Source organism: Phascolarctobacterium sp. ET69 (assembly GCF_023336935.1).
Classification (GTDB): domain Bacteria; phylum Bacillota; class Negativicutes; order Acidaminococcales; family Acidaminococcaceae; genus Fusicatenibacter_A; species Fusicatenibacter_A intestinipullorum.
In genome coordinates this window covers 1-20,891 of record NZ_JAMBLR010000007.1, presented here as the reverse complement: position 1 = coordinate 20,891, position 20,891 = coordinate 1, and the positions used below count along the sequence as shown (strand labels likewise).

Annotated in this window: 22 protein-coding genes; 6 read left to right on the top strand and 16 right to left on the bottom strand. The window is 41.9% G+C overall.

What is annotated here, in order from left to right; translation table 11 throughout:
- Position 1: 1 nt before the first annotated feature.
- Both M3079_RS08625 and M3079_RS08620 read right to left on the bottom strand, forming a co-directional pair.
- Positions 2-685, bottom strand: coding sequence for an ABC transporter ATP-binding protein (locus tag M3079_RS08625; protein WP_249078740.1), 684 nt, complete (start codon positions 683-685; stop codon positions 2-4).
- A 22-nt stretch (positions 686-707) separates the two neighbouring features.
- Positions 708-1,763: an efflux RND transporter periplasmic adaptor subunit gene (locus M3079_RS08620; protein ID WP_249078738.1), complete on the bottom strand. Its 1,056-nt coding sequence runs from the start codon at positions 1,761-1,763 to the stop codon at positions 708-710.
- 273 nt (positions 1,764-2,036) lie between these two features.
- Between M3079_RS08620 and M3079_RS08615 the strand changes: the two genes are divergently transcribed.
- The gene (locus M3079_RS08615; protein ID WP_249078830.1) at positions 2,037-2,774 is read left to right on the top strand and encodes a heparan-alpha-glucosaminide N-acetyltransferase; all 738 of its coding nucleotides are present in this window, start codon (positions 2,037-2,039) and stop codon (positions 2,772-2,774) included.
- Positions 2,775-3,037: 263 nt separating this feature from the next.
- Here M3079_RS08615 and M3079_RS08610 read toward each other — a convergent pair whose 3' ends face one another.
- From M3079_RS08610 to M3079_RS08590, 5 genes are all read right to left on the bottom strand, one after another.
- Positions 3,038-4,285 carry an S-layer homology domain-containing protein gene (locus tag M3079_RS08610; RefSeq protein WP_249078736.1) on the bottom strand — a complete coding sequence of 416 codons (1,248 nt, stop codon included), beginning with the start codon at positions 4,283-4,285 and terminating at the stop codon, positions 3,038-3,040.
- Between the two features lie 282 nt (positions 4,286-4,567).
- Positions 4,568-4,876, bottom strand: coding sequence for a type II toxin-antitoxin system YafQ family toxin (locus M3079_RS08605; RefSeq protein WP_249078828.1), 309 nt, complete (start codon positions 4,874-4,876; stop codon positions 4,568-4,570).
- 5 nt (positions 4,877-4,881) lie between these two features.
- On the bottom strand, positions 4,882-5,160 hold the full coding sequence (locus M3079_RS08600) for a type II toxin-antitoxin system RelB/DinJ family antitoxin (RefSeq protein WP_249078735.1): 279 nt from the start codon (positions 5,158-5,160) through the stop codon (positions 4,882-4,884).
- A gap of 167 nt (positions 5,161-5,327) precedes the next feature.
- Positions 5,328-6,593: an S-layer homology domain-containing protein gene (locus tag M3079_RS08595; RefSeq protein ID WP_249078733.1), complete on the bottom strand. Its 1,266-nt coding sequence runs from the start codon at positions 6,591-6,593 to the stop codon at positions 5,328-5,330.
- A gap of 275 nt (positions 6,594-6,868) precedes the next feature.
- Positions 6,869-7,684: a Cof-type HAD-IIB family hydrolase gene (locus tag M3079_RS08590; protein ID WP_249078732.1), complete on the bottom strand. Its 816-nt coding sequence runs from the start codon at positions 7,682-7,684 to the stop codon at positions 6,869-6,871.
- A gap of 124 nt (positions 7,685-7,808) precedes the next feature.
- Here M3079_RS08590 and M3079_RS08585 point away from each other — a divergent pair, with 124 nt between their 5' ends.
- Positions 7,809-8,036 (top strand): hypothetical protein, encoded by a 228-nt coding sequence (locus M3079_RS08585; protein WP_249078730.1) that lies wholly within the window; start codon positions 7,809-7,811, stop codon positions 8,034-8,036.
- A gap of 40 nt (positions 8,037-8,076) precedes the next feature.
- On the opposite strand, the gene M3079_RS08580 is transcribed toward M3079_RS08585, so the two are convergent.
- From M3079_RS08580 to M3079_RS08565, 4 genes are all read right to left on the bottom strand, one after another.
- Positions 8,077-8,412 (bottom strand): helix-turn-helix transcriptional regulator, encoded by a 336-nt coding sequence (locus M3079_RS08580; RefSeq protein WP_249078728.1) that lies wholly within the window; start codon positions 8,410-8,412, stop codon positions 8,077-8,079.
- Between the two features lie 289 nt (positions 8,413-8,701).
- The gene (locus tag M3079_RS08575; RefSeq protein ID WP_249078726.1) at positions 8,702-10,066 is read right to left on the bottom strand and encodes an MmgE/PrpD family protein; all 1,365 of its coding nucleotides are present in this window, start codon (positions 10,064-10,066) and stop codon (positions 8,702-8,704) included.
- A gap of 19 nt (positions 10,067-10,085) precedes the next feature.
- Positions 10,086-11,735, bottom strand: a complete 1,650-nt coding sequence (locus M3079_RS08570; protein ID WP_249078724.1) for a methylmalonyl-CoA mutase family protein — start codon at positions 11,733-11,735, stop codon at positions 10,086-10,088.
- Positions 11,736-11,746: 11 nt separating this feature from the next.
- Positions 11,747-13,249, bottom strand: a complete 1,503-nt coding sequence (locus tag M3079_RS08565; protein ID WP_249078722.1) for a succinate CoA transferase — start codon at positions 13,247-13,249, stop codon at positions 11,747-11,749.
- 282 nt (positions 13,250-13,531) lie between these two features.
- Between M3079_RS08565 and M3079_RS08560 the strand changes: the two genes are divergently transcribed.
- The 3 genes from M3079_RS08560 to M3079_RS08550 are packed head-to-tail and all read left to right on the top strand — an operon-like array spanning position 13,532 to position 16,026.
- Complete coding sequence (locus M3079_RS08560; protein WP_021716559.1) at positions 13,532-14,413, top strand: LysR family transcriptional regulator; 882 nt, start codon at positions 13,532-13,534, stop codon at positions 14,411-14,413.
- A 17-nt stretch (positions 14,414-14,430) separates the two neighbouring features.
- Entirely contained in the window at positions 14,431-14,883 is a 453-nt protein-coding gene (locus M3079_RS08555) for a hypothetical protein (protein WP_249078719.1), read from the top strand.
- Positions 14,884-14,934: 51 nt separating this feature from the next.
- Positions 14,935-16,026 (top strand): Coenzyme F420 hydrogenase/dehydrogenase, beta subunit C-terminal domain, encoded by a 1,092-nt coding sequence (locus M3079_RS08550; protein WP_249078717.1) that lies wholly within the window; start codon positions 14,935-14,937, stop codon positions 16,024-16,026.
- Positions 16,027-16,092: 66 nt separating this feature from the next.
- On the opposite strand, the gene M3079_RS08545 is transcribed toward M3079_RS08550, so the two are convergent.
- The 4 genes from M3079_RS08545 to M3079_RS08530 form a co-directional block, all read right to left on the bottom strand.
- Positions 16,093-16,938 (bottom strand): DUF3737 family protein, encoded by an 846-nt coding sequence (locus M3079_RS08545; RefSeq protein ID WP_249078714.1) that lies wholly within the window; start codon positions 16,936-16,938, stop codon positions 16,093-16,095.
- Positions 16,939-16,950: 12 nt separating this feature from the next.
- The gene (locus M3079_RS08540; protein ID WP_021716562.1) at positions 16,951-17,298 is read right to left on the bottom strand and encodes a cyclophilin-like fold protein; all 348 of its coding nucleotides are present in this window, start codon (positions 17,296-17,298) and stop codon (positions 16,951-16,953) included.
- Positions 17,299-17,434: 136 nt separating this feature from the next.
- Positions 17,435-17,974, bottom strand: a complete 540-nt coding sequence (locus tag M3079_RS08535) for a flavodoxin family protein (RefSeq protein WP_249078713.1) — start codon at positions 17,972-17,974, stop codon at positions 17,435-17,437.
- Positions 17,967-18,203 carry a hypothetical protein gene (locus M3079_RS08530; RefSeq protein WP_021716564.1) on the bottom strand — a complete coding sequence of 79 codons (237 nt, stop codon included), beginning with the start codon at positions 18,201-18,203 and terminating at the stop codon, positions 17,967-17,969. Before M3079_RS08530 ends, M3079_RS08535 begins: the two co-directional genes overlap by 8 nt.
- 131 nt (positions 18,204-18,334) lie before the next feature.
- Here M3079_RS08530 and M3079_RS08525 point away from each other — a divergent pair, with 131 nt between their 5' ends.
- A complete protein-coding gene (locus M3079_RS08525; RefSeq protein WP_249078711.1) occupies positions 18,335-19,219 on the top strand; it encodes a LysR family transcriptional regulator in 885 nt (294 codons plus the stop codon).
- A 53-nt stretch (positions 19,220-19,272) separates the two neighbouring features.
- On the opposite strand, the gene M3079_RS08520 is transcribed toward M3079_RS08525, so the two are convergent.
- On the bottom strand, positions 19,273-20,529 hold the full coding sequence (locus tag M3079_RS08520) for an MFS transporter (protein WP_249078709.1): 1,257 nt from the start codon (positions 20,527-20,529) through the stop codon (positions 19,273-19,275).
- Between the last annotated feature and the right edge of the window lie 362 nt (positions 20,530-20,891).

Here is a 20,891-nt window from a genome sequence, read left to right as displayed (position 1 = left end):
GTCACCTCCACTCGTCACTGACGAGTTTGCCGTCGCGCATAACCAAAATACGTTTGGTCTGCTGGGCAATATCCGGTTCGTGCGTAACCATAACAATGGTTTTGCCCTCATCATTCATAGCTTTAAAAATATCCATAATTTCATAACTTGATTTCGTATCAAGGTTGCCGGTAGGTTCGTCCGCCATAATAATGGCCGGATTATTAACCAGCGCACGGGCAATAGCCACACGCTGGCGCTGACCGCCGCTCATTTCATTGGGTTTATGGTCAAGCCTGTTGCCAAGCCCAACCGATTCCAGAGCGCGGGCAGCACGCACCATACGTTCTTCTTCGTTTATACCGGCATAAACCAGCGGCAGCGCCACATTAACCTGTGCCGTAAGTTTGGGCAGCAAATTAAAATTCTGAAATACAAAGCCTATTTCCGCATTGCGCGTATGCGCCAGTTCATCATCATTGTAACCGGCAATATCGCGCCCGCGCAGAAAATAATGCCCGCTGGTAGGCCTGTCAAGGCAGCCGAGAATATTCATCATTGTTGATTTCCCGCTGCCGCTCGGCCCCATGATAGAGGTAAATTCGCCTTCACCTATCTGCACGTTAACGTGGTCAAGCGCATGCACAACGCTGTCGCCCATTATATAAGATTTTACTATATCTACAAGCCTGATTACTTCTGCCATGTCCTGCCTCTTTCACGGCCTGTTAAATCGGCCCTCTCATATTGTTCTGCTGGGTGGCACGCTGTTTAACCAAAAGCACGTCGCCCTCTTTTATATCGCCGGTAACGGCTATGCTGTCCTCGCCCGTCAAACCGACTGTTACATCAACATCACGCGAAGTTTTAGATGCCTCGTCATATACCTTTACATAACGGCGGTCACCGTCATAATAAATGCAGTTAGGAGGAACCATTAAAGTATTATCCTGCTGCTGAATAATAATATTCGTCCTTGCCGTCATTGTAGGCAAAAGTTTGCCTTCCGGGTTGGCAACATCAACATAAACGGTGTAATAAATAACATTATCTTCCGTAACGGCAGAGCGGGAAATAAGGCGTACCGTGCCGGTAAAGGTTTCTTCCGGATAAGCGTCAACCGTAAATTCAACAGTCTGCCCTACTTTTACACGCCCTATGTCAGATTCGTCAACCAAAGTGTCAATCTGCATATCGTCAAGGTTAGCCACCGACATAATTACCTGCGGTTCACTGATACCGGAGCTGATAGTCTGGCCGACAGGAGTAGGCTCGCCAATGATGTAACCGGCAATAGGAGAAGTAATAACGGTATCGTTAACATCGGAAACTGCCTGGTCATAATTAGCTTTGGCCACGATATAATCGGATTCCGCCAAATCATAATCGCTGCGCGAAATTGCGCCCTGAGCCAAAAGTGCCGTATAACGGTTATAAGTAAGTTCGGCATTGTCAAGGCGTGCCTTCATCTGGCGCGCGGTAGCTTCCAAAGCCGTGGCATCCAGTTTTACCAGCACCTGACCTGCTTCTACGTGCTGATTTTCTTCTACCAGCACTTCCACAATTCTGCCGGTAATTTTAGAACTGATATCGACATTGTCAACAGCGCTTAAGCTGCCGGTTGCCGAAATACTGTCCTTCAAAGTGCCGTATTCAACTTTAGCTGTTTTTACGGTTGTTTCAACCTGCGTAATGCTCTGGTAATACGAATAACCGGCATAACAAATTGCCAAAAGAATAACCAAAAATCCTATTACATATTTATTGTTTCTGATAAACTTCATTCCAGCACCCCTCCTTATAATTTTCAATTAGCTTTCACTAATTAAATTATAACATTTTCAGCTTTGTTCTTAAATATATATTAAACGCAAACTATGGCAAATTTATGTCAGTTTTTATTTTCTTTTGCGGCACAAAAGTGATATACTAAAACCATAAAGCAACACTAAAGGAGGCATCCATTATGAAAAAATCGTCATGGCTCATACTGCTCGTTTTAGCCTTTATTGCTTACTGCCTGCTGCGCAAAAAACGCAGGGAAAATCAAAGTGTTAATGAAAACTGACCGTTATCATTTAATAGATACTCTGCGCGGCTTTGCGCTGATTAATATGTTTGTTTACCATACTCTGTGGAGCATGGCGAATATTTTTCATTATAAAATCAGCTGGTTTCCGTCATTTCATACTTATTTATGGCAGCAAAGTGGCGCATCACTGTTTATTATTCTTTCCGGATTATGCTGGGCATTATCCAAAAAACATTTAAAGCGCAGCCTGGTTGTTTTAAGCTGCGCTCTTCTTATTTTTATATGTACATATTTTTTCAGCAAAAGCAGCATTATTACTTTTGGCATACTGTCCTTTATCGGTTCAGCAATGCTTATTATGCTGCCGCTTGCTAAAATATTGCGGTTCATTCCGCCAGTTGCAGGTTTTATTATAAGCATTGGGATGTTTTTTGCCACCAAAAACATTATTCACGGCACTATTGGTATCGGCAGCTGGCAATATATTTTGCCAACGGATTTTTATGCCAATAATTTTACTGCTTATATCGGCTTGCCTCCGCAGAGCTTTCATTCAGCAGATTACTTTCCGCTGCTGCCGTGGATTTTTATGTACACCGCCGGATATTTTATTTATTACTGCGTACAAAAATCTATAAGCAAAAATAATATTTTCAAATTCAACTGCAAACCACTATCACTTTTAGGCCGCCACTCTTTAGCGGCATATCTGATTCATCAGCCTATAATTATTGTTTTATTATGGATTTATTTTAGGTTATAAATTAAACGAATTATTGTAATTTATAATCGAAATTTATAACTGTACATTTTGGAGAATTAAAAACAAAAATCCTGAAATCCGAGTTTTATCTCATGTGCCAAAATTTATAAAAAAACGATTTTATTAAAAAATTTTACTCAAGGATCAAAAATCATAAACCTTAAGAACGATACTTTGCACAATACTGCAAAGCATGACAAAAAGCGGATGGCATAAGCCATCCGCTTTAAATATTCTAATATTAAGCTGCTGTAAGGTTGATATTAGAAAGTGAATACAACTTCAGACCACAAAGTCTGAGCATCTTTGCTTCCTTCACGTTCTTCCAAATCGAAATATTTAACAGCTGCTACAATGTTTTTAGCAAGTGTAACGTTTGCACCTACTTCAAAGCCTTTATAACCGTCAGCTGCTGCGGCATCATTTACAGAATAAGTTCCATCAGCATTGTAAGCATACGGAGCATCCGCATAACCGCTCAGGTTTGTCGGCAGCAGATAGGTTGCAAACGGACGGTCGCTATAGTTAGCGTATACGCCCCAAGAACCTACTTCAGAAGCTTTAGCACCGCCATAAGCAAGACCTACCAGATAGCCATTGGTATCAACATCTTTTTGGGCTAAAGTTTCTGCTTTGTCATCAGCTGTACCATTGAACCAGGATGCTCTCAAAACAAGATCTTTGGCAACTTCTCCAGAAAGAGCAACTTCCACAATTTCGTTATCGAATTCAGTATCTGCTCTGTAATATCTTACAGCAGTATCAACTGCACCAAAAGAAGTTTCTACACCTGCTACATATACACGGTCATCAGACAACATATCAATATCACTATTGCCTTTAAATACCCAGCCGGTAACTTTTACATCATCACCATAAGCAAGCTTAACACCGTCGCCGCGTACATCGACTACATCAGCATAGGTAAAATCCATACGGCCTGCATCCATTTTAACGCCGCCAACACGACCGGATACAAATGCCCAGTTAAAATCAAGGTCATCTTCAGCTGCAGAACCTTTGCCATCATTACCGTTTACATACTGTTCATTATGGAAACGTCCGGTATAAGTCCAATCATCATTAATTGTACCGTTTACAAACAAACGGGAACGCAGACGCATATTATTGTCTTTCTTATCACCACTTACATCTTTGTAAGAAGCACGGATCTGACCGGTAATTTTTACGTTGTCAGCTTTCTTTTCAAGGTTAGCTACGCGTACGCCGAGGCTGTCCAGTTCGTCAGCAAATTCTGCTGCCAGTTTGTCTACGTTTGCGCCTTTAGCCATAGCTTTTGCTACAATCTGTGCCATTTCATAACGGGTCATCAGTTTGTCGCCGCCGTAGGTGCCGTCAGGATAACCGTCTACTACGCCTTCTGCTGCCAGTTTGTTTACTGCGTCATAAGCCCAGTGGCCAGCCGGTACATCGCTGAACGGGTTAGCTGCATATGCGGATGCAGTTACGCCAAGAGCCATAGCCATTGCAAGTACTAAAGATTTTTTCATTTTTTATTCCTCCTCAGGAACATTTTATTTTTATAAAACGCCTGCGGATAAATTCTGTATTTTTGGCAACTGCTTCGTGCGAGTATCCTGGTTTCCTCTACTCCAAAAGTTGCCTCCTCAAACAGCATTTATCGGCAAGGTATTATAAACTTATGTAAATTATTGTCCTCAATATGTGTTGCATTATACACTATGTTCACAATTATGACAATAATTTTTAATGAAAAAATCTAAAAAATTTTAGAGCTGACTCTAAGTGTTAAAATAGTTACAAAGACAAACTTACTCTTTGAATAAATCACTATGCGTACCGGTTCTTGCCAGAGTCAATACCAAAACATCATTTTCAGTATAATATATTAATAACCAATCTGGCTGTATATGACATTCTCTATAACCAACCCAATTTCCACTTAATTCATGGTCTCTGTTAACAGGCGGCAATTCTTCTCCATTAGCTAATTTATATACAATTTCTTTTAATAATTCAATTTTATATCCGCGTTTTATGGCAAGCTTTAAATCTTTCTTAAATTTAGCAGTATTTTTAACAGTGTATTTTAAATTTGCACAAGTTTCATCATTATAAATTTTATTCACTTTTCAAGCTCCGCAAAAAGTTCATTAATATCAGTATATCCTTTTACAGAAGGGTCATTTGCAATTCGTTTAGCTTCTTCCATAGCGGCAATAGTTTCGGCATTCGGCCTTTCAAGATGAATTTTAAAAGGAATAGCCCCTTCACGCAGAGATTGACGGACAAAAATATTAAATGCAGTGCTTAAATTCATACCAAGCTCATTAAATAAAGCTTCTGCCTGTACTTTTAAATTTGCATCCATACGAATAGTAATATTAGTTGTACTTCCATTCATTTCAAACACCTCCTTGAATATATTTTAATGCATTTGCACATTTTATGCAATATATTGCACATAAAACACAAGTTGATTTATCTGTTACTTCGCATAAATGCAGAAAAGCGGATGGCATAAGCCATCCGCTTTAGTTATTCTAATATTAAGCTGTTGTAAGGCTAAGATTAGAAAGTGAATACAACTTCGGACCAGATTGCCTGATCGTCGCCGCCTTTATCGCGAGCTTCGAGGTCATAGTATTTAACAGCTGCTACAATGTTTTTAGCAAGAGTTACGTTAGCACCTACTTCATAACCTTGGAAACCATCAGCAGCATCATTATGCCAAGCTTTCATCAAACCATTGGTATAGGTGTTGTTGGTGTTATCAAGGTAGGTAAGTGCAGGCATATCATAGTAGTTAGCATAAATGCCCCAGCTACCAACTTTAGAAGCTTTAGCGCCTTTATATGCCAAACCTGCTACATAACCGCTGTTATCCAGTCCTTCATCTTCGTCAGCAGAACCATACATATATTCAGCAACGAGTTTCAAATCTTTAACAACAGGGAATGCTACACCTACGTTCCAAAGATCCTGATCCCAACCATTATCAACTTTATAGTAAGTTGCATAAGCATCAACTACACCGATTTTGCCGGTAACGTCAACAGCATACAGACGGTCTTCGGAATCATACAGACCGAAGTCGCTCTTGCCATCGCCAGCACTCCAATCGGGATCAGTAGCTTTCTCAAATTCATCTTTGGTATAAACATCGCTACCATCAGCTTTGCCTACAAAGCCGGTGATTTTAACTTTATCGCCATAAGCAAGTTTTGCACCGTCAAATTCAGCATCAAGAACTTGACCGGTATGGGGTTTAAAGTTCAAACGGCCAGCATCAAGTTTAACGCCACCAACACGACCGGATACATATGCCCAGTTCAGGTTTACATCATCATCTTCTGCTGCATTGTTAGTATAATCCTGTTCATTCTGCAAACGGGCAGTGTAGCTCCAATCTTCGTTTACCTGGCCATTGATGAACAGACGGGTACGGAGTTTACCATAGTTACCGCGTTCTTCAGAATCGCCATAGGAAGCACGGATCTGACCGGTGATTTTTACGTTGTCAGCTTTCTTTTCAAGGTTAGCTACGCGAACACCAAGGCTGTCCAGTTCATCAGCAAATTCTGCTGCCAGTTTGTCTACGTTTGCGCCTTTTGCCATAGCTTTTGCTACAATCTGTGCCATTTCATAACGGGTCATCAGTTTGTCGCCGCCGTAGGTGCCATCAGGATAACCGTCTACTACGCCTTCTGCTGCCAGTTTGTTAACTGCGTCATAAGCCCAGTGGCCAGCCGGTACATCGCTGAACGGGTTAGCTGCATATGCGGATGCAGTTACACCGAGAGCCATAGCCATTGCAAGTACTAAAGATTTTTTCATTTTTTATTCCTCCTCAGGAACATTTTATTTTTATAAAACGCCTGCGGATAAATCCTGTCTTTTTGGCAACTGCTTCGTGCGAGTCTCCTGGTTTCCTCTACTCTGCTCATTGCTTACTTCAACATTTTTCATCCTCAGCGGTTTATAAACAATAAACACCGATTGAGCGACTCCTCAGTCTCACTCAACTTAATATTATTTTAACTCATAAATCTCAAAAGCGCAAGTTATAAATGTTTAAATTTTACAAAAATTTAGCCAATTTTATTTTTTCTTCACTCCGGCACGTTAATCTGCGCCGTTAAAATATTTTCAATCGCAAGGGCTACACCATCGTTATCGTTGCTTGCCGTAACCATTTTGGCATATTTCTGCACCTGCGGTTTGGCATTTGCAACGGCCACACCAATGCCGGCGTTTTTAATCATGCTTAAATCGTTATTGCTGTCGCCGATGCACATAATTTCTTCCGGCTTAATGCCGAAACTTTCCGCCAGGCTTTTTACCGCCTGCCATTTATTAACGCCCGGTTCCATAAGTTCAAGGTAATTATCTTTGGAACTTGTTACGTCTACACGCCCTTTAAACTTTTCTTCCACGTCTTTCCATGTCGCTTCAAAATTTTCGGCTGCCGTCATTAAAAGCAGTTTGTTCGGAGCTTCTTTAATGCTGTAAATTTCTTCGCCTATCGCTACAGCCTGAATACCGGAAATTTTAGCGTACATACGCGAATATTCGTTTTCTTCTTTTACATATAATTTATCGCCCATATAAACCTGTACATAATGCCCGTTTTCTTTAACGTACTGCAATAAATCGAGCGCCGTCTGCAATTTAAGCGGACTATTTACATAAACCTTTCCGCTGAGCGCACCTTTAACCAGTGCGCCGTTATACGATACCAGCGGCACATCAAGGCCAAGTTTCTGCGCATACGGCTGCATTGAGCAATACATACGCCCGGAAGCAAGCGTAAAAACAATTCCGCTTTCGATAGCTTTTTTTATGGCAGCTTCATTGCGCGGAGAAATTTCTCTGTTATTATTTAAAAGTGTATCATCCATATCACTGGCAATAAGTTTTATTTTCATAACTGTAAGTTCCTTTCGTATTTAAGTTTAATTTTATTATAACATACTTATGATAATAAAAAACTTTGCTTTTAGCGGCTGCTCAAGTATAATAATTATAAAATACTTTTAAGGCGGTAACATTATGTTTGAAGATTTTTTTAAACGCATGACCAAAGGTTTTGGAGCAACGATGTTTTTAATAACGCTGCCGGTTGTAATGCTGGTGGTTGGTTTATTATGCTATACTATTTTAGATATGTTCGGATTTGACAATTACGCTTTGCGCTTATCATGCGGTTTTGCAGTTATAGGCGGGGGAATTTTTGCTTATAACTGGAATAACTTTTTAAACCCGAAAGACAAGCAGTAAAAAATACCGGCATCTGCATTAAAGCAGGTGCCGGTATTTTTTATTCGCATCCATCCAAAAGTTTTGCCGCTTTAATTAAATCGCCAAGGGTGTAATTTTCTATTCCGCCGTTTTTAACAACACCTGCAAGGCTTGTATCCGAATGGGTCCCGGGGGTACCATATAAAAGTGCATCGGTTTCTACTTCAAAAATGTTTGTCAGTTCGTTAAGCATAGTTACAGTAATGCCGCAGCGTCCGCGTTCCAGATTACTCATATGTGTCTGTGTTACACCAAGAAGTTTTGCAAGTTCGGACTGGCTCATCATTTTTTTTACACGCGCCAGCCTGATATTGGCACCGATTTTTTTGTTGTCTATAACTCTCTTTACAGACATAACAAATCCCCCTTTGTATCCATTGACTTTTTTGTAACAACCCGGCAGATTTTGTTAAAACTACAAAAATCTAAACTCCGTTTTTAACTGTATAAATATTATACACTATTTTTGTCCATTTATCTATTAAATTTTTATATTTTATGCAAAATAAAGTAATTTTTGCGAAACATCCTTTTCTTTTAATATTTAATATAATTTTTATTATATTAAATATAATAAATCCGCTGCGTAAAAAATAACAGCCTGCCGTTTTTAATAATGACAAGCTGTTATTTTTTATTATTTGTTAAAAAATTTTCTTAAATTCTGCCGTTATATCGCTTATTTCTTCAATATTTTTTATATATGCGCTCAATTTTTCGGCTTTCCGGCATCCGCAAACAGGTTCTGCAAGTGCAATAAATTTAGCATTGCTTTCATCCCATGTCATAGGGTTATCCGGGTCACCTTTTGGGTAATCAACCTGCATTTGGTATTTTGCACCGTCTTTCATTTTTATAATAATTTCCGAAGCAAGTTTTGCAGGATTTTCCCTGTTCAGCAGTTCCTGTTTTTCATCTTTTACTACTGAAATTTTATCCATTATTTTCTGCATAACAGTACTGCTGCGCGCCTGTGCATTAAATTCGTCAACGCCTGCCTTGCCGTAAACAAGCGCCGCCGCCACACAATACTGTATGCTGAATTTACATCCGTAAACATTCTGCGGCGCAGGATTATTAATAAGAAAATCGGTTATATTATTTACTCTGATTTCCACGCAGCCAATATCTTCCGGCTTTATGCCGTGACTGCTGCGCAAGGTTTGCGCACCGTAAACCGCCGCATGAGCATGTTTGCAGCAGGCGTAGGGCTTAAAGGAATTGTGCTGAATTTTTAAGTCACCGTAAGAAAGGTTCTGCGTAATTTTTTCTATTCTAGGCGCTTCGGAAAGAGCCGGGCAGAAGCCCTTTTCACCCTCTAGAATTTTGCTGGCAGCTGTAAATCCGCTCTGCGCAAGATATGCCGAAAAAACACCGGCACTGGCGGCACGCCCGGCGTGAAGGGCTTTGCTCATTGCCCCTTCTTTTAAAAATTCCCACAAGCCTGCGGCCTGCGTTCCGGCACTGCCGAGACACATATTTGTCTGCTGTGCATCAAGTCCCAAAAGTGATGCTGACGCCGCGGCACTGCCGAAAATTCCTGCAGTGCCTGTTGTATGCCAGTAAAAATAAGATTCCGGTATAATGGCTTCACCGGCACGCGCCCCGGCTTCATACCCGGCACAGATTGCCGTAAGCAGGGCTTTGCCGCTTTTATGGCAGGCTTCCGCCACGGCAACGGCTGCCGGTATTACAACCGTTGCCAAGTGTATAATAGAAGGATTGTGCAAATCGTCAAAATCAAGCGTATGTGAGGCAGCGCCATTAACAAGGGCGGCGCTTACGGGGTCAACACGCCTGCTGCCGCCATCAAACACCGTGCTTTCCCCTGTGCCGCACATTTTTAAAGCAGTTTCGCGCAAAATGCGGGCAGGTTCTTCGTGCGCTCCGCGCAGCGCAACACCAAGCCAGTCCAGCAGGCATTGTTTAGCCATCAGTACTGCCTGCGGAGGCAATTTGTCAAATTCCATTTCCGCCGTAAATTTTGCAAGCTGAGCAGTTTCATTCATCGCTGTTCACCCGCCTTGTTTAAAACATACTGCCGCTTTGTTTATATTCTCCGAATTCTTCGCGCAGCACGCCGCAAATTTCACCCAGTGTTGCATAAGTTTTAACGGCATCAATTAAGTAAGGCATTAAATTTTCCGTGCCTTTGGCTGCTTCGCGCAGTTTTTCAAGCGCTGCTTTAACGGCTTCGTTATCGCGCGCGGCTTTCATCTTTTCAAGACGTGCAATCTGCCGTTCGCCAACGCTTAAATCTGCCGTAAGCACATCCTGTTCCGCAAGTTTTTTTCTGTCATTAAATTTATTAACGCCGATAACGGTGCGTTTGCCAAGCTCTACCTCATGCTGGTATTCGTAAGCATGTGCCGCCATTTCCTGCTGCATATAGCCCTGCTCGATAGCAGCAACGGCACCGCCCATACGGTCTATTTTATCAATGTAGTCATAAGCTTCTTTTTCAATTTTATCGGTTAAAGTTTCAATGTAGTAGGAACCAGCCAGCGGGTCAATGGTATCGGTAACTCCGCTTTCGTAAGCCAGAAGCTGCTGCGTGCGCAAGGCAAGCGTTGCGCTTTCTTCCGTAGGCAGCGCAATTGCTTCGTCATAAGCGCAGCATGCCATGGACTGTATGCCGCCAAGCACTGCGCTAAGCGCCTGCCAGGTAATGCGCACCACGTTGTTTAAAGGCTGCTGCGCCGTAAGCACGCTGCCGGCCGTATGCACATGTACGCGCAGCATCTGGGCTTTCGGCACGGATGCCCCATAACGTTCCTTCATAATGCGTGCCCACAGGCGGCGCGCTGCGCGGAATTTGGCAACTTCGCCGAAGAAATCAAGCCCGGCTGTAAAAATCCAGCTGATGCCGGGCGCAAAATCATCAACCTTTTGCCCTGCTTTAATAGCCGCGTCAATATACGCCATGGCGTTAGCAAACGCAAAAGCAATTTCCTGCACTTCTGAAGCACCGGCCTCGCGGATGTGGTAAGCACCGACGCTGATTGTATTCCATTTGGGAATATTTTTAGAGCAGTATTCAAAAGTATCGGTAATAAGGCGCATGGAAGGGCGCGGTGGGAAAATATAAGTGCCGCGGGCAATGTATTCTTTCAGAATATCGTTTTGGATTGTGCCCTTTAATGCTTCCGGCTTAACGCCCTGTTTTTCCGCAACGGCAACATACATTGCCAAAAGCACTGCCGCAGGCCCGTTAATCGTCATGGATGTGCTTACCTTATCCAGGGGAATACCGTCAAACAGTGCTTCCATATCGGCAAGCGAATCAATGGCTACGCCAACTTTGCCTACTTCGCCGTGGCTGAGCTCGTGGTCACTGTCAAGGCCAATCTGCGTCGGCAGGTCCATGGCAACAGAAAGCCCTGTCTGCCCGGCCTCCAGCAAATATTTATAACGCGCGTTGGTTTCTTCGGCCGTGGCAAAACCGGCGTAGGCACGCATGGTCCACAGGCGGCCGCGGTACATTGTAGGCTGTACGCCGCGTGTAAACGGATATTGCCCGGGAAAACCAAGTTTTTCGCCATAATCAAAATCTTCTATATCAAGAGGCGTGTACAAACGCTGCGCTTCAAAATTTTTGCGTTCCGGAAATTTTGCCGTAGCTTTGGCAACCTTAGCTTCATATTCATTTAATCCCTGCTGCAATTTTTCTTTATCCATGGTAATCCTCCTTATATTTTCATTGTTCCGTATTTTTCGTAATGAGCCTGCATATCAAACGCATGCGTTAAATCCACAGGCATATGGGCGTTTTTTCTTTGCGCCTGCTGCAAATATTCCAAAAGCTGCGCCCGATAATCGGGATGGGCACATTTTTCAATAATCAGTTTGGCGCGTTTAACAGGCGGCAGGCCGCGGATATCGGCAATGCCCTGTTCGGTAATAAACACCATGGTGTCATGCTCGGTATGGTCGGCATGCGTTACCATTGGCACAACGCTAGAAATACTGCCTTTTTTGGCCGTTGACGGTGTACAGAAAATGGTTAAATAACCGTTGCGCATGTAATCGCCGCTGCCGCCGATGCCGTTCATCATACTGGCACCCATAACATGTGTGGAATTTGCCTGCCCGTAAATATCAAATTCAAGCGGAGTATTAATGGAAATAACGCCCAAACGGCGGATAATTTCCGGGTTATTGCTTATATCAAGAGGGCGCAGCACTATGCTTTTACGATATAAATCAGGATTTTCCTTATACATCTGCCATACATTAGGCGACGGCGTAAAAGCGCAGCCTGATGCCTGTGATACCTTGCCTATTTTGATAAGGCTGAATACCGCGTCCTGCAAAATTTCGGAATACATTTTCAAATTTTCGTATTTTGACTGGGACAGCCCCATTAAAACAGCATTGGCAATACTGCCTACGCCGGACTGTATGGGCAGCATCTCCTGCGGCAGACGCCCGTATTTTTGTTCGTGTTCCAAAAATTCAACCAGAAAGCCTGCTATTTTTATACTGTTTTCATCAGGCGGATTCAAATTGCGTACATGGTCAACAATATCCGATTCAACAATGCAGGCAATTTTATCAAGGCCGCATTCCAAATACGGTGAGCCGATTCTGTCACCGACATGGTAAATCGGTATTTCCGTTCTGTGCGGCGGTTTGGCGCAAATATAAATATCGTGCATGCCTTCCATGCTTAAAGGAATTGTTGTGTTAACTTCAACGATTACTTTTTTGGCATGCTTTACAAACATGGGTATGTTGCCAACGCCCGGGCCGAGCACAATGCTTCCGTCGGCGTTTACAGCGGCTGCTTCAACAATTGCCACATCAACATTACCGAAAAAGCCGTAATCTACCTGCTGGGCAAAATGGCTTAAATGTAAATCTACATAATCAATCTGTCCGCCGTTAATACCTGCCCGCATAGATTTATTGGAAGCCGCATAGTAGGGCATTCTACTTTTAACGCCGCCCACAGCAGCAAGTTCTTCTTCAATTTCCGGGCCTACCGAAGCGCCGCTCCAGATATTAATGCGGCATTTTTTGCCGTTTTTTATGGCTTTTGCCAGCGCCATTGTTGTTTTTTTAGGATAACCCGATGGCGTAAAACCGCCGACACCGACATTCATGCCATCTTCAATAAGCGCAGCTGCCTGTTCCGGCGTTGTAATTTTTTCAAACAATGCTGTGCTGCGCAGCCTGTCTGTACCTAACATTTTACCCCCTTCTTTCGTAACAACTTATACCTTAATTATAGTGTAAGCGTAAAAGCATATAATGTAAAATACCGTTTTATTGCAATAAATATAATTTTTATTTATATGTTTTCCTGGCTTTTAATAAAAAACACTTTAATAAAAGGCTTTTAAAAGCCGAAAGCCACTAAACTATCGCAAACATATAAAATTTTATTATATAACTTAGCTGATTTTATCATATCTTTATATATTTTTAGATTTGTAGTATAATCTAAACAGACAAAATTTAAAGGAGTTTTTATGAATATAGAATATTACCGCAACTTTATCGCCATAGTAGAAGCCGGCAGCATATCCGCCGCAGCAAAACGTGTTGCAGTGGCCCAGCCTGCATTAAGCAACCAGCTTAAAACACTGCAAAAAAAATTCGGCACACCGCTGCTTAATTTAAAGCGCGGAGGCCATACGGTTGAACTTACCGAAGCAGGCTGCATTTTATACAACAAGGCAAAATATATCTGCTCCACAGAAGATAATATTATTAAAGAAATTGCCGACTGCGCTGGCGGTTTTTCGGGCACACTGCGCCTCAGCCTGTCGCCGTCAATGTCAATTTCCTTCATTAAAAATTATTTAAGCCGTTTTTCACGCCAGTACCCGCAAATAAATTACGAGTTGTACGAAGTGCCTATTGACGAACAAACGCAGCAGCTTTTGGACGGCAAAACAGAAATAGGCATTGCCAACGCACCGCTTTTGCAGATTAACCGTTTTGAAACCATTTACCGCAAGCGTGACCGTTTAATTGCACTTTTTCATAAGGACAGCCCATACCTTAACGGCAATAAGCCGCATATTCTGCTTGACGATTTGGAAGATGTGCCGTTATGCCTGTCGCGCGGGTGCAGCACGCTGTTTTTAAACACCTGCAGCGATTCGCGCCTTTTGCCGCAGGTATTAAGCATTAATACAACCAAACTTTCTACCATTGCCTGGGCAACTCAAAATATCGGCGTCGCCATAGTCCCCGCCGAAAAATATGAATTGTTTGACCCCTGCCTGGTGCCGAAACAAATTGAGGACGAGCGTTTATTTGTTGAAAAGACACTCTCTGTTGTTAAAGGCAGGCCTCTTTCAACCGTTGCCAAAACTTTTGTTAATTTCTTTTTAGAGAATTTTTGACATAAGGAGCATTTGCCATGCAGAAAGACAAAATAAAAAGCCCGTTTTACTACTTCTTTTATCCATTTGTCTACATAATGGCCGGCTTAATTTTACTTTTTCATTTCTGCCTTACTGCCCTGGAGTTAACCAAAACATACGGCCTGATGTACGGCAGCCTATACTCTCTGCTGATTCTTGCCGCCATAGCAGCCTATAGCCTGCTGCTTTACGCAACCGGCAGGCTGATAAGCTCCAAACTGAAGAAAAATCCTGCCATCAAAAAGATGGCCGCTTATGCCGTACAATGGGGCATTTCGTTTATTATCCAAAGCTATTACTTTGATTTTTCGGTATTTGCCCAAAGCAACGAATTAGCTGTAATAAAAGTAGGCTCTTTTCTTTGGGTTTTTCTTTCGATATATATTTTTCTTAATTTTTGGCTGCTTACTATATCCGCCATAAGATATTACATTTTTTCCGACAAATAATAAAATGACCTTTTTTCCTATATAAAATTTTAATAAAAAGAAGGTGTTTACATGCTCAAACTAATTTCCAAACACGATTGCTGTGGCTGTACAGCGTGCGCATCTATCTGCCCTAAAGGCTGCATTGCCATGACAGCAGACAGCGAAGGTTTTTATTACCCTGAAATAAATGAAAACCTTTGCATTAACTGCGGTTTGTGTGAAAAGGTTTGCCCTTTGCTGCATAAACCGGCCCAGCATACAATTTTAAATGTTTACGGAGCCAAAAATTGTGATGACGGCATACGTTACACCAGTTCCAGCGGCGGCATGTTTACGCTGTTTGCCAACGCTGTCTTACAAAGCGGCGGTACGGTTTTCGGGGCAGAGCTCGACGATGCTTTTCAGGTTTGCCATACCAGCATTACAAATACCGGCGAACTTTTCAAACTGCGCGGCTCCAAATATGTGCAAAGCAATATGAACGGTATTTTTAAGCAGGTACGCACATTACTTGCCGGCGGCAAAAAAGTTCTGTTCAGCGGCACGCCCTGCCAGATTGCCGGACTGAAAGGATTTTTACTGAAAGATTACACAAATTTACTGACGGTTGACGTTGTGTGCCATGGCGTACCAAGCGCCAAAGTGTATAACAAATACCTGACAGAAATTGCCGCAGATACCGGCGAAGCCGTAACGCAGGTTAAATTCCGCGATAAAGCCGATGGCTGGAAACGGGGCAAAACTTTATTTTTAACGGAAAATCACTGTATGGGTTCATCCAAACGCCGCGAAACATATATGCGCCTGTTTTTAAACAACGTCAGCATCCGCCCAAGCTGCGCCGACTGCGCATTTAACAATAAACGCAGCCTTGCAGATATAACCATTGCCGATTATTGGGGCGTTGACAAACAATTTCCGGAATTTGATGATGACAAAGGCATTACGCTGGTGCTTATTAATACAACCAATGGGCAGCATCTTTTCGATAGTATAAAAGACAAAACAACTTATATTTCAACAGATTTTGAAAAAGGCGCGCAGTATAATCTTGCTGTCAGCAAATCATTAGGGCTGCATCCCAAACGGCAGTATTTTTTTGATAATCTTGAAAAGAAAACCTTAAAAGAACTAGAAGCAGAAATTCTGCCGCCGGTATAATAAAAAACAGGGTTCACTGCATTATTTTACGTTTGCAGCAAACCCTGTTTTTATTTTTTAATATTTTTATTTTAATGTTTTTATCTCACATCCGGCATTTTTAGCACAATGCTCGTCAATAATAATTTTGCCAATCCGTCCGGCATGTATATACCCGCTGAGCGGATTTTTTACGCTTTCCACCGTTCCTTTAATGCTGGCTTTTACGTCACTGTATTCAAAAGCCAAATCACAATCCTGCATTTCACAATCTTCCATAACCAGCCCTTTGGCATAGCATAAAGGCTGTGTGCCAATTATTTTGCAGCGTATAAGATGCAGATTCTCTGAATACCAGGCAAGGTATTCGCCTTTAATAATGCTGTCGGTAACGGTTACGTTTTTGCTGTGCCAGAAGGCGTCTTTAGTATCGAGTACGGAATTTTTTATAGTTACGTTTTCTGCATACTGAAAAGAATATTTGCCCTGCATCTTCAGTCCGATAATTTCCAGATTGCGGCATTGCAAAAACGGATAAACGGAAACAAGTCCGCAGTTTTCAATCTTCATTCTGCGGCAGAACCAGCCGAACTCTTCAGAATTTATTTTACAGTCTTTTATCGTTACATCATCACATTCGCGTACGGCTTTAATGCCGTTTATTTCCGTGCTTTCAATAACAAAATTTTTGTCATACCACATTGCAGCACGGCAGGTTTCCGTCATTAACGAATTTTCCATACTGCCGCCGTTTAAGTGCCATAAAGGATAGCGCAGCAAAAACCGGCAGTTTTTTATGTTAATATTACCGCATTCTTTCAATGCAGATTCCCCATCAAGCGGTCCGGAAAATTCGCAGTTCACTACGTCTGCATTATGTAAGCCATATAACGCACGTTCTTCATCCATTGTGCGGTTTTGAATAATATTCATTTTTACCCCCTGCTATAAACTAAATTCAATTTTTGCACTGCTGCTGCCTGCGGCTTTCGCCAGATGTTCCGTATTTTCTATTCTGCCAATTCTGGTATAACTATAACTGGTATTAAAGCTTTTATAAAACACAACCAGGCAGTCATTGCCGAAAAGCATAATATCCCCGGCATTAATTTTTCCCGGCTTTTGTGCATTTGTTGGCAAAGCCGTGTCAAGATAGCAATACTTTTCATTACTGTTTAACTCTTTCATGGTTAAACTTAACGGCAGCAGCTGCATAAATTTTTGTGCAGCCTCATTATCATATAATTCTGCCGTAAATTTTTGCCCATTAATCGTTATTTTTAACGGTTTCATTTCTTCCCCTCCGGCAGCGGCATGTGCCGCCGAACAATCAGCCGGGCTATTGCCTGCTGATGCATTAAACGCACACCCTGTAATAACAAAAGCCAGCAAAACTAAAAGTAAAATTATTTTCTTCATTTTATTTGCCTTAAGCCTGTTTACCAAGCATGTACGCTTCATTCATGGCTGGCATACTTTTTACATCGCCCGGTTTTTCCGCGCCAAGCCCGCAAACTACTCCTTTTAAGCCTGCATTTTCAAAGCAGTCAATCCATCCCTGCATACCTTTAAGCGGCCCTTCGGAAGCAGATTGTTCAGTATCGGCAGCAGTAATTAAAAAGTAAATATCCGTAAAATTATATTCTGCCGGAAAAAGCGGATTGGTACGGTCTAAAAATGTTTTAAGCTGCCCGCACATATCATAAAAATACACAGGTGAAGCAAAACAGATAACATCTGCCTGCTGCATTTTGGGCAAAATTTCTGCCATATCATCGTTAATAACGCATTTGCCTGTTTTCTGGCAGGCAAGGCAGCCTTTGCAAAAATTAATGCATTTGCCGCGCAAGGTAATTTTTTCTGCTTTATTGCCGCTTTCCAACGCTCCGCGCATAAATTCATCCGCCAGCATATCAGAATTGCTGCCGTTTCTTAAACTTGCCGAAATTACCAAAATATTTTTAGACATCTTTAAGTCCACCCTGTTTCAGTTTAAAAATTACATAATCCAAAATATCAAGTTTTTGTTGTTCTCCATGAATTTTTTGCAAAAGGCGGTAACGTTCTTGCTGCAAAACAGGCAAAATTTCCTGTTCGCCATATTTTTCCTTAATTTGCAGGCAGGAAGCTATAATTTCTTTGGCACAGCCGCAGTCTTTTAAAATGCTTTCCAAAATAACTCTTTCGTCTTTTTTCAAAGCACCCGCCTCCTTTGTTTATAAGTATAATCTTTCTGCAATTCGCTATCAAATACCTATATTGAATCGAGATTCATGCTTGACGGGCATATAATATCAACTTATAATTTTTATAATGGGAGGTGTTTTAAATGGAATTAAGGGTTCTGCGCTATTTCCTTGCCGTCGCCCGCGAAGAACGCATTTCCGATGCGGCAGACTTTCTGCATATTACCCAGCCAACCTTATCGCGCCAGCTAATGGATTTAGAAGAAGAACTTGGCAAACAGCTTTTAATCCGCGGTAAGCGCAACCGCAAAATTGCTTTAACGGAAGACGGTATGAGGCTGCGCAAACGCGCTGAAGAAATTATAGCGCTTGCCGATAAAACCGAAGCCGAATTTTTAGCGGAAGGGCAGGACATCAGCGGCGATGTTTACATTGGCTGCGGGGAAAGCGACGCCATGCGGATAATAGCGAGAACGGCAGTGCGCTTAAAGGAAGATTACCCCGATATCCGTTTCCATTTATACAGCGGCAATGCCGAAGATGTTTCCGAGCGCATGGAAAAAGGCTTGCTTGATTTCGGCATTTTTATTACCGCAGGCGATATTGATAAATACGATTATTTAAAACTTCCGGCTTATGATACCTGGGGTGTTATTATGCCTAAAAACGCACCGCTGGCGGCAAAAGATTATATTACGCCCTCCGATTTGGCAGGTTTGCCGCTGATTGTATCGCGCCAGGCAGTTAACCAGGAATTTACATCATGGGGGCAGCAGCATAATATACATTTTGATATTGCCTGTACCTATAACCTTGTTTTTAACGCCGCTATTATGGCAGAAGAAGGTTTTGGGTATGTATTATCGTTAGATAAACTTGTTAACACCGGCGAAGGAAGCGGCCTGTGCTTCCTTCCGTTAAAACCGGATTTAAAAGTAAATTTAAGCATTGCCTGGAAAAAATACCAGATTTTTTCCAAAGCCTCTCAAAAATTTCTGGAATACCTGAAAAAAGAAATAAATGCATAAAAAAGAGGATAGCAGCCTGTAACAGACTGTTATCCTCTTTTATCAGTTTTAAATTATACAATAGCTTTATCCGGTTTAACAAAAAGCCACAATACAGCACCGGCAATGCCGGAAACAGCGGTTACTGCCAAAGCTGCCTGCCAACCATAAGTAGTTGCAACCCATGCCGTTACGCTCGGTGCCAAAACACCGCCTATATTACCCCAAAAGTTCATCCAGCCGGAAACGGAACCGGCAAAGCGGCCGCCCATAGAAATTACGCTCGACCAGGAAGCACTCATTGTTAAGCCCAAAGAACCTAACGCAACCGAAAGCCAGAAAACATTCATCATCGGGTCTGCCGTTCTTGTTGCGATAAATAAAGTGCAGGCACAAAGCAAAATGCCTACAGCACCGGTAGAAGTTTTAACAAGATTTTGAGAAAATCCGGCGGCAATAGCTTTATCGGACAGATATCCGCAGCAGGAAACCACAGCCATCAGCGAAAGCCACGGAGCAGCAGCCCACAGTCCCATTTTAGAAAGGGAAAAACCGTGTACTTCCATTAAATAAAGCGGCAGCCATGCCAAGAATACATACATAATGTAGTCAGTTATCATAAACTGCAAACCAAGGGACCAAAACTGAGAAGATTTTAATAATTTGCCCCATGGAGCAATTTCTTTTGCTTCAACAGTATTTTCGCGTCCGTCATTAATATGTTCAAGTTCAGCTTCATTAACATACGGGCTTTGTTTAGGATTATCGGGTACAAACTTAAACCACAATACGCCAAGCAGAACACCTATAACACCGAACAGCCAAAATACGGCTTTCCAACCTAAAGCAGCCATTAAAGCTACCGTAACGGCCGGCCCTACAACTGGGCCAAAAAAGCAGCCATTTAAAATGAAAGAACTTACTTTGCCTTTTTCGCCTTTATTAAACCAGCGGTGACCGGCAATAGCCGCAGCAGGATAAATAGGCGCTTCACCAACGCCGAATAATAAACGAACGGTTGCAAAGGAAAATTTACCGCTTGCAACGGCTGTAAGTGCTGTAAAAACAGACCACCAAACAACTGCCAGAGAACCGGTTAAGCGATGTCCAAAGCGTTCAGCCATCATTCCGCCCGGAACCTGAAATAAAGCATACCCTGCAAAAAAGAAGGACTGGATTAAACCCATATCAATTTTAGTAAAACCAAATTCCTGCATAATTACAGGTGTTGCAACTGACAAATTTACTCTGTCCATATAAGATACAAAGCTGATTGCAAAAATAAGCCAGGCAACCTTCCAACGAAAATTTGTCATAGTCTTTCTTTCCATCTTTCCCTTAACTCCTTTACAATAAAATAAAAATTACCGCACCCTTTAATTTAATATGTATACAAGGGTTATTGGTATTTATATTAAATGGATAAAAGTAGTAAGTCAAGCGAATTAAGGAAATTTGCGAAAAATTTATGTCAACTTCACTTTTTAGCCACAATATTTGCAACAAAATTTACAGTTGTTTTATGCTAACAAAATAGCATTTTAATATACTGCAAAACGCTTTAGAAAGATTAAATGAATAAAAATAAAGCTCATGTTTATATATGAGCCCTACAGGATATGTAAATTAGAATAATATTAAAAAAGTTATAAAAAATAAAACACCCATACCATAACGGTACAGGTGCTTTGCC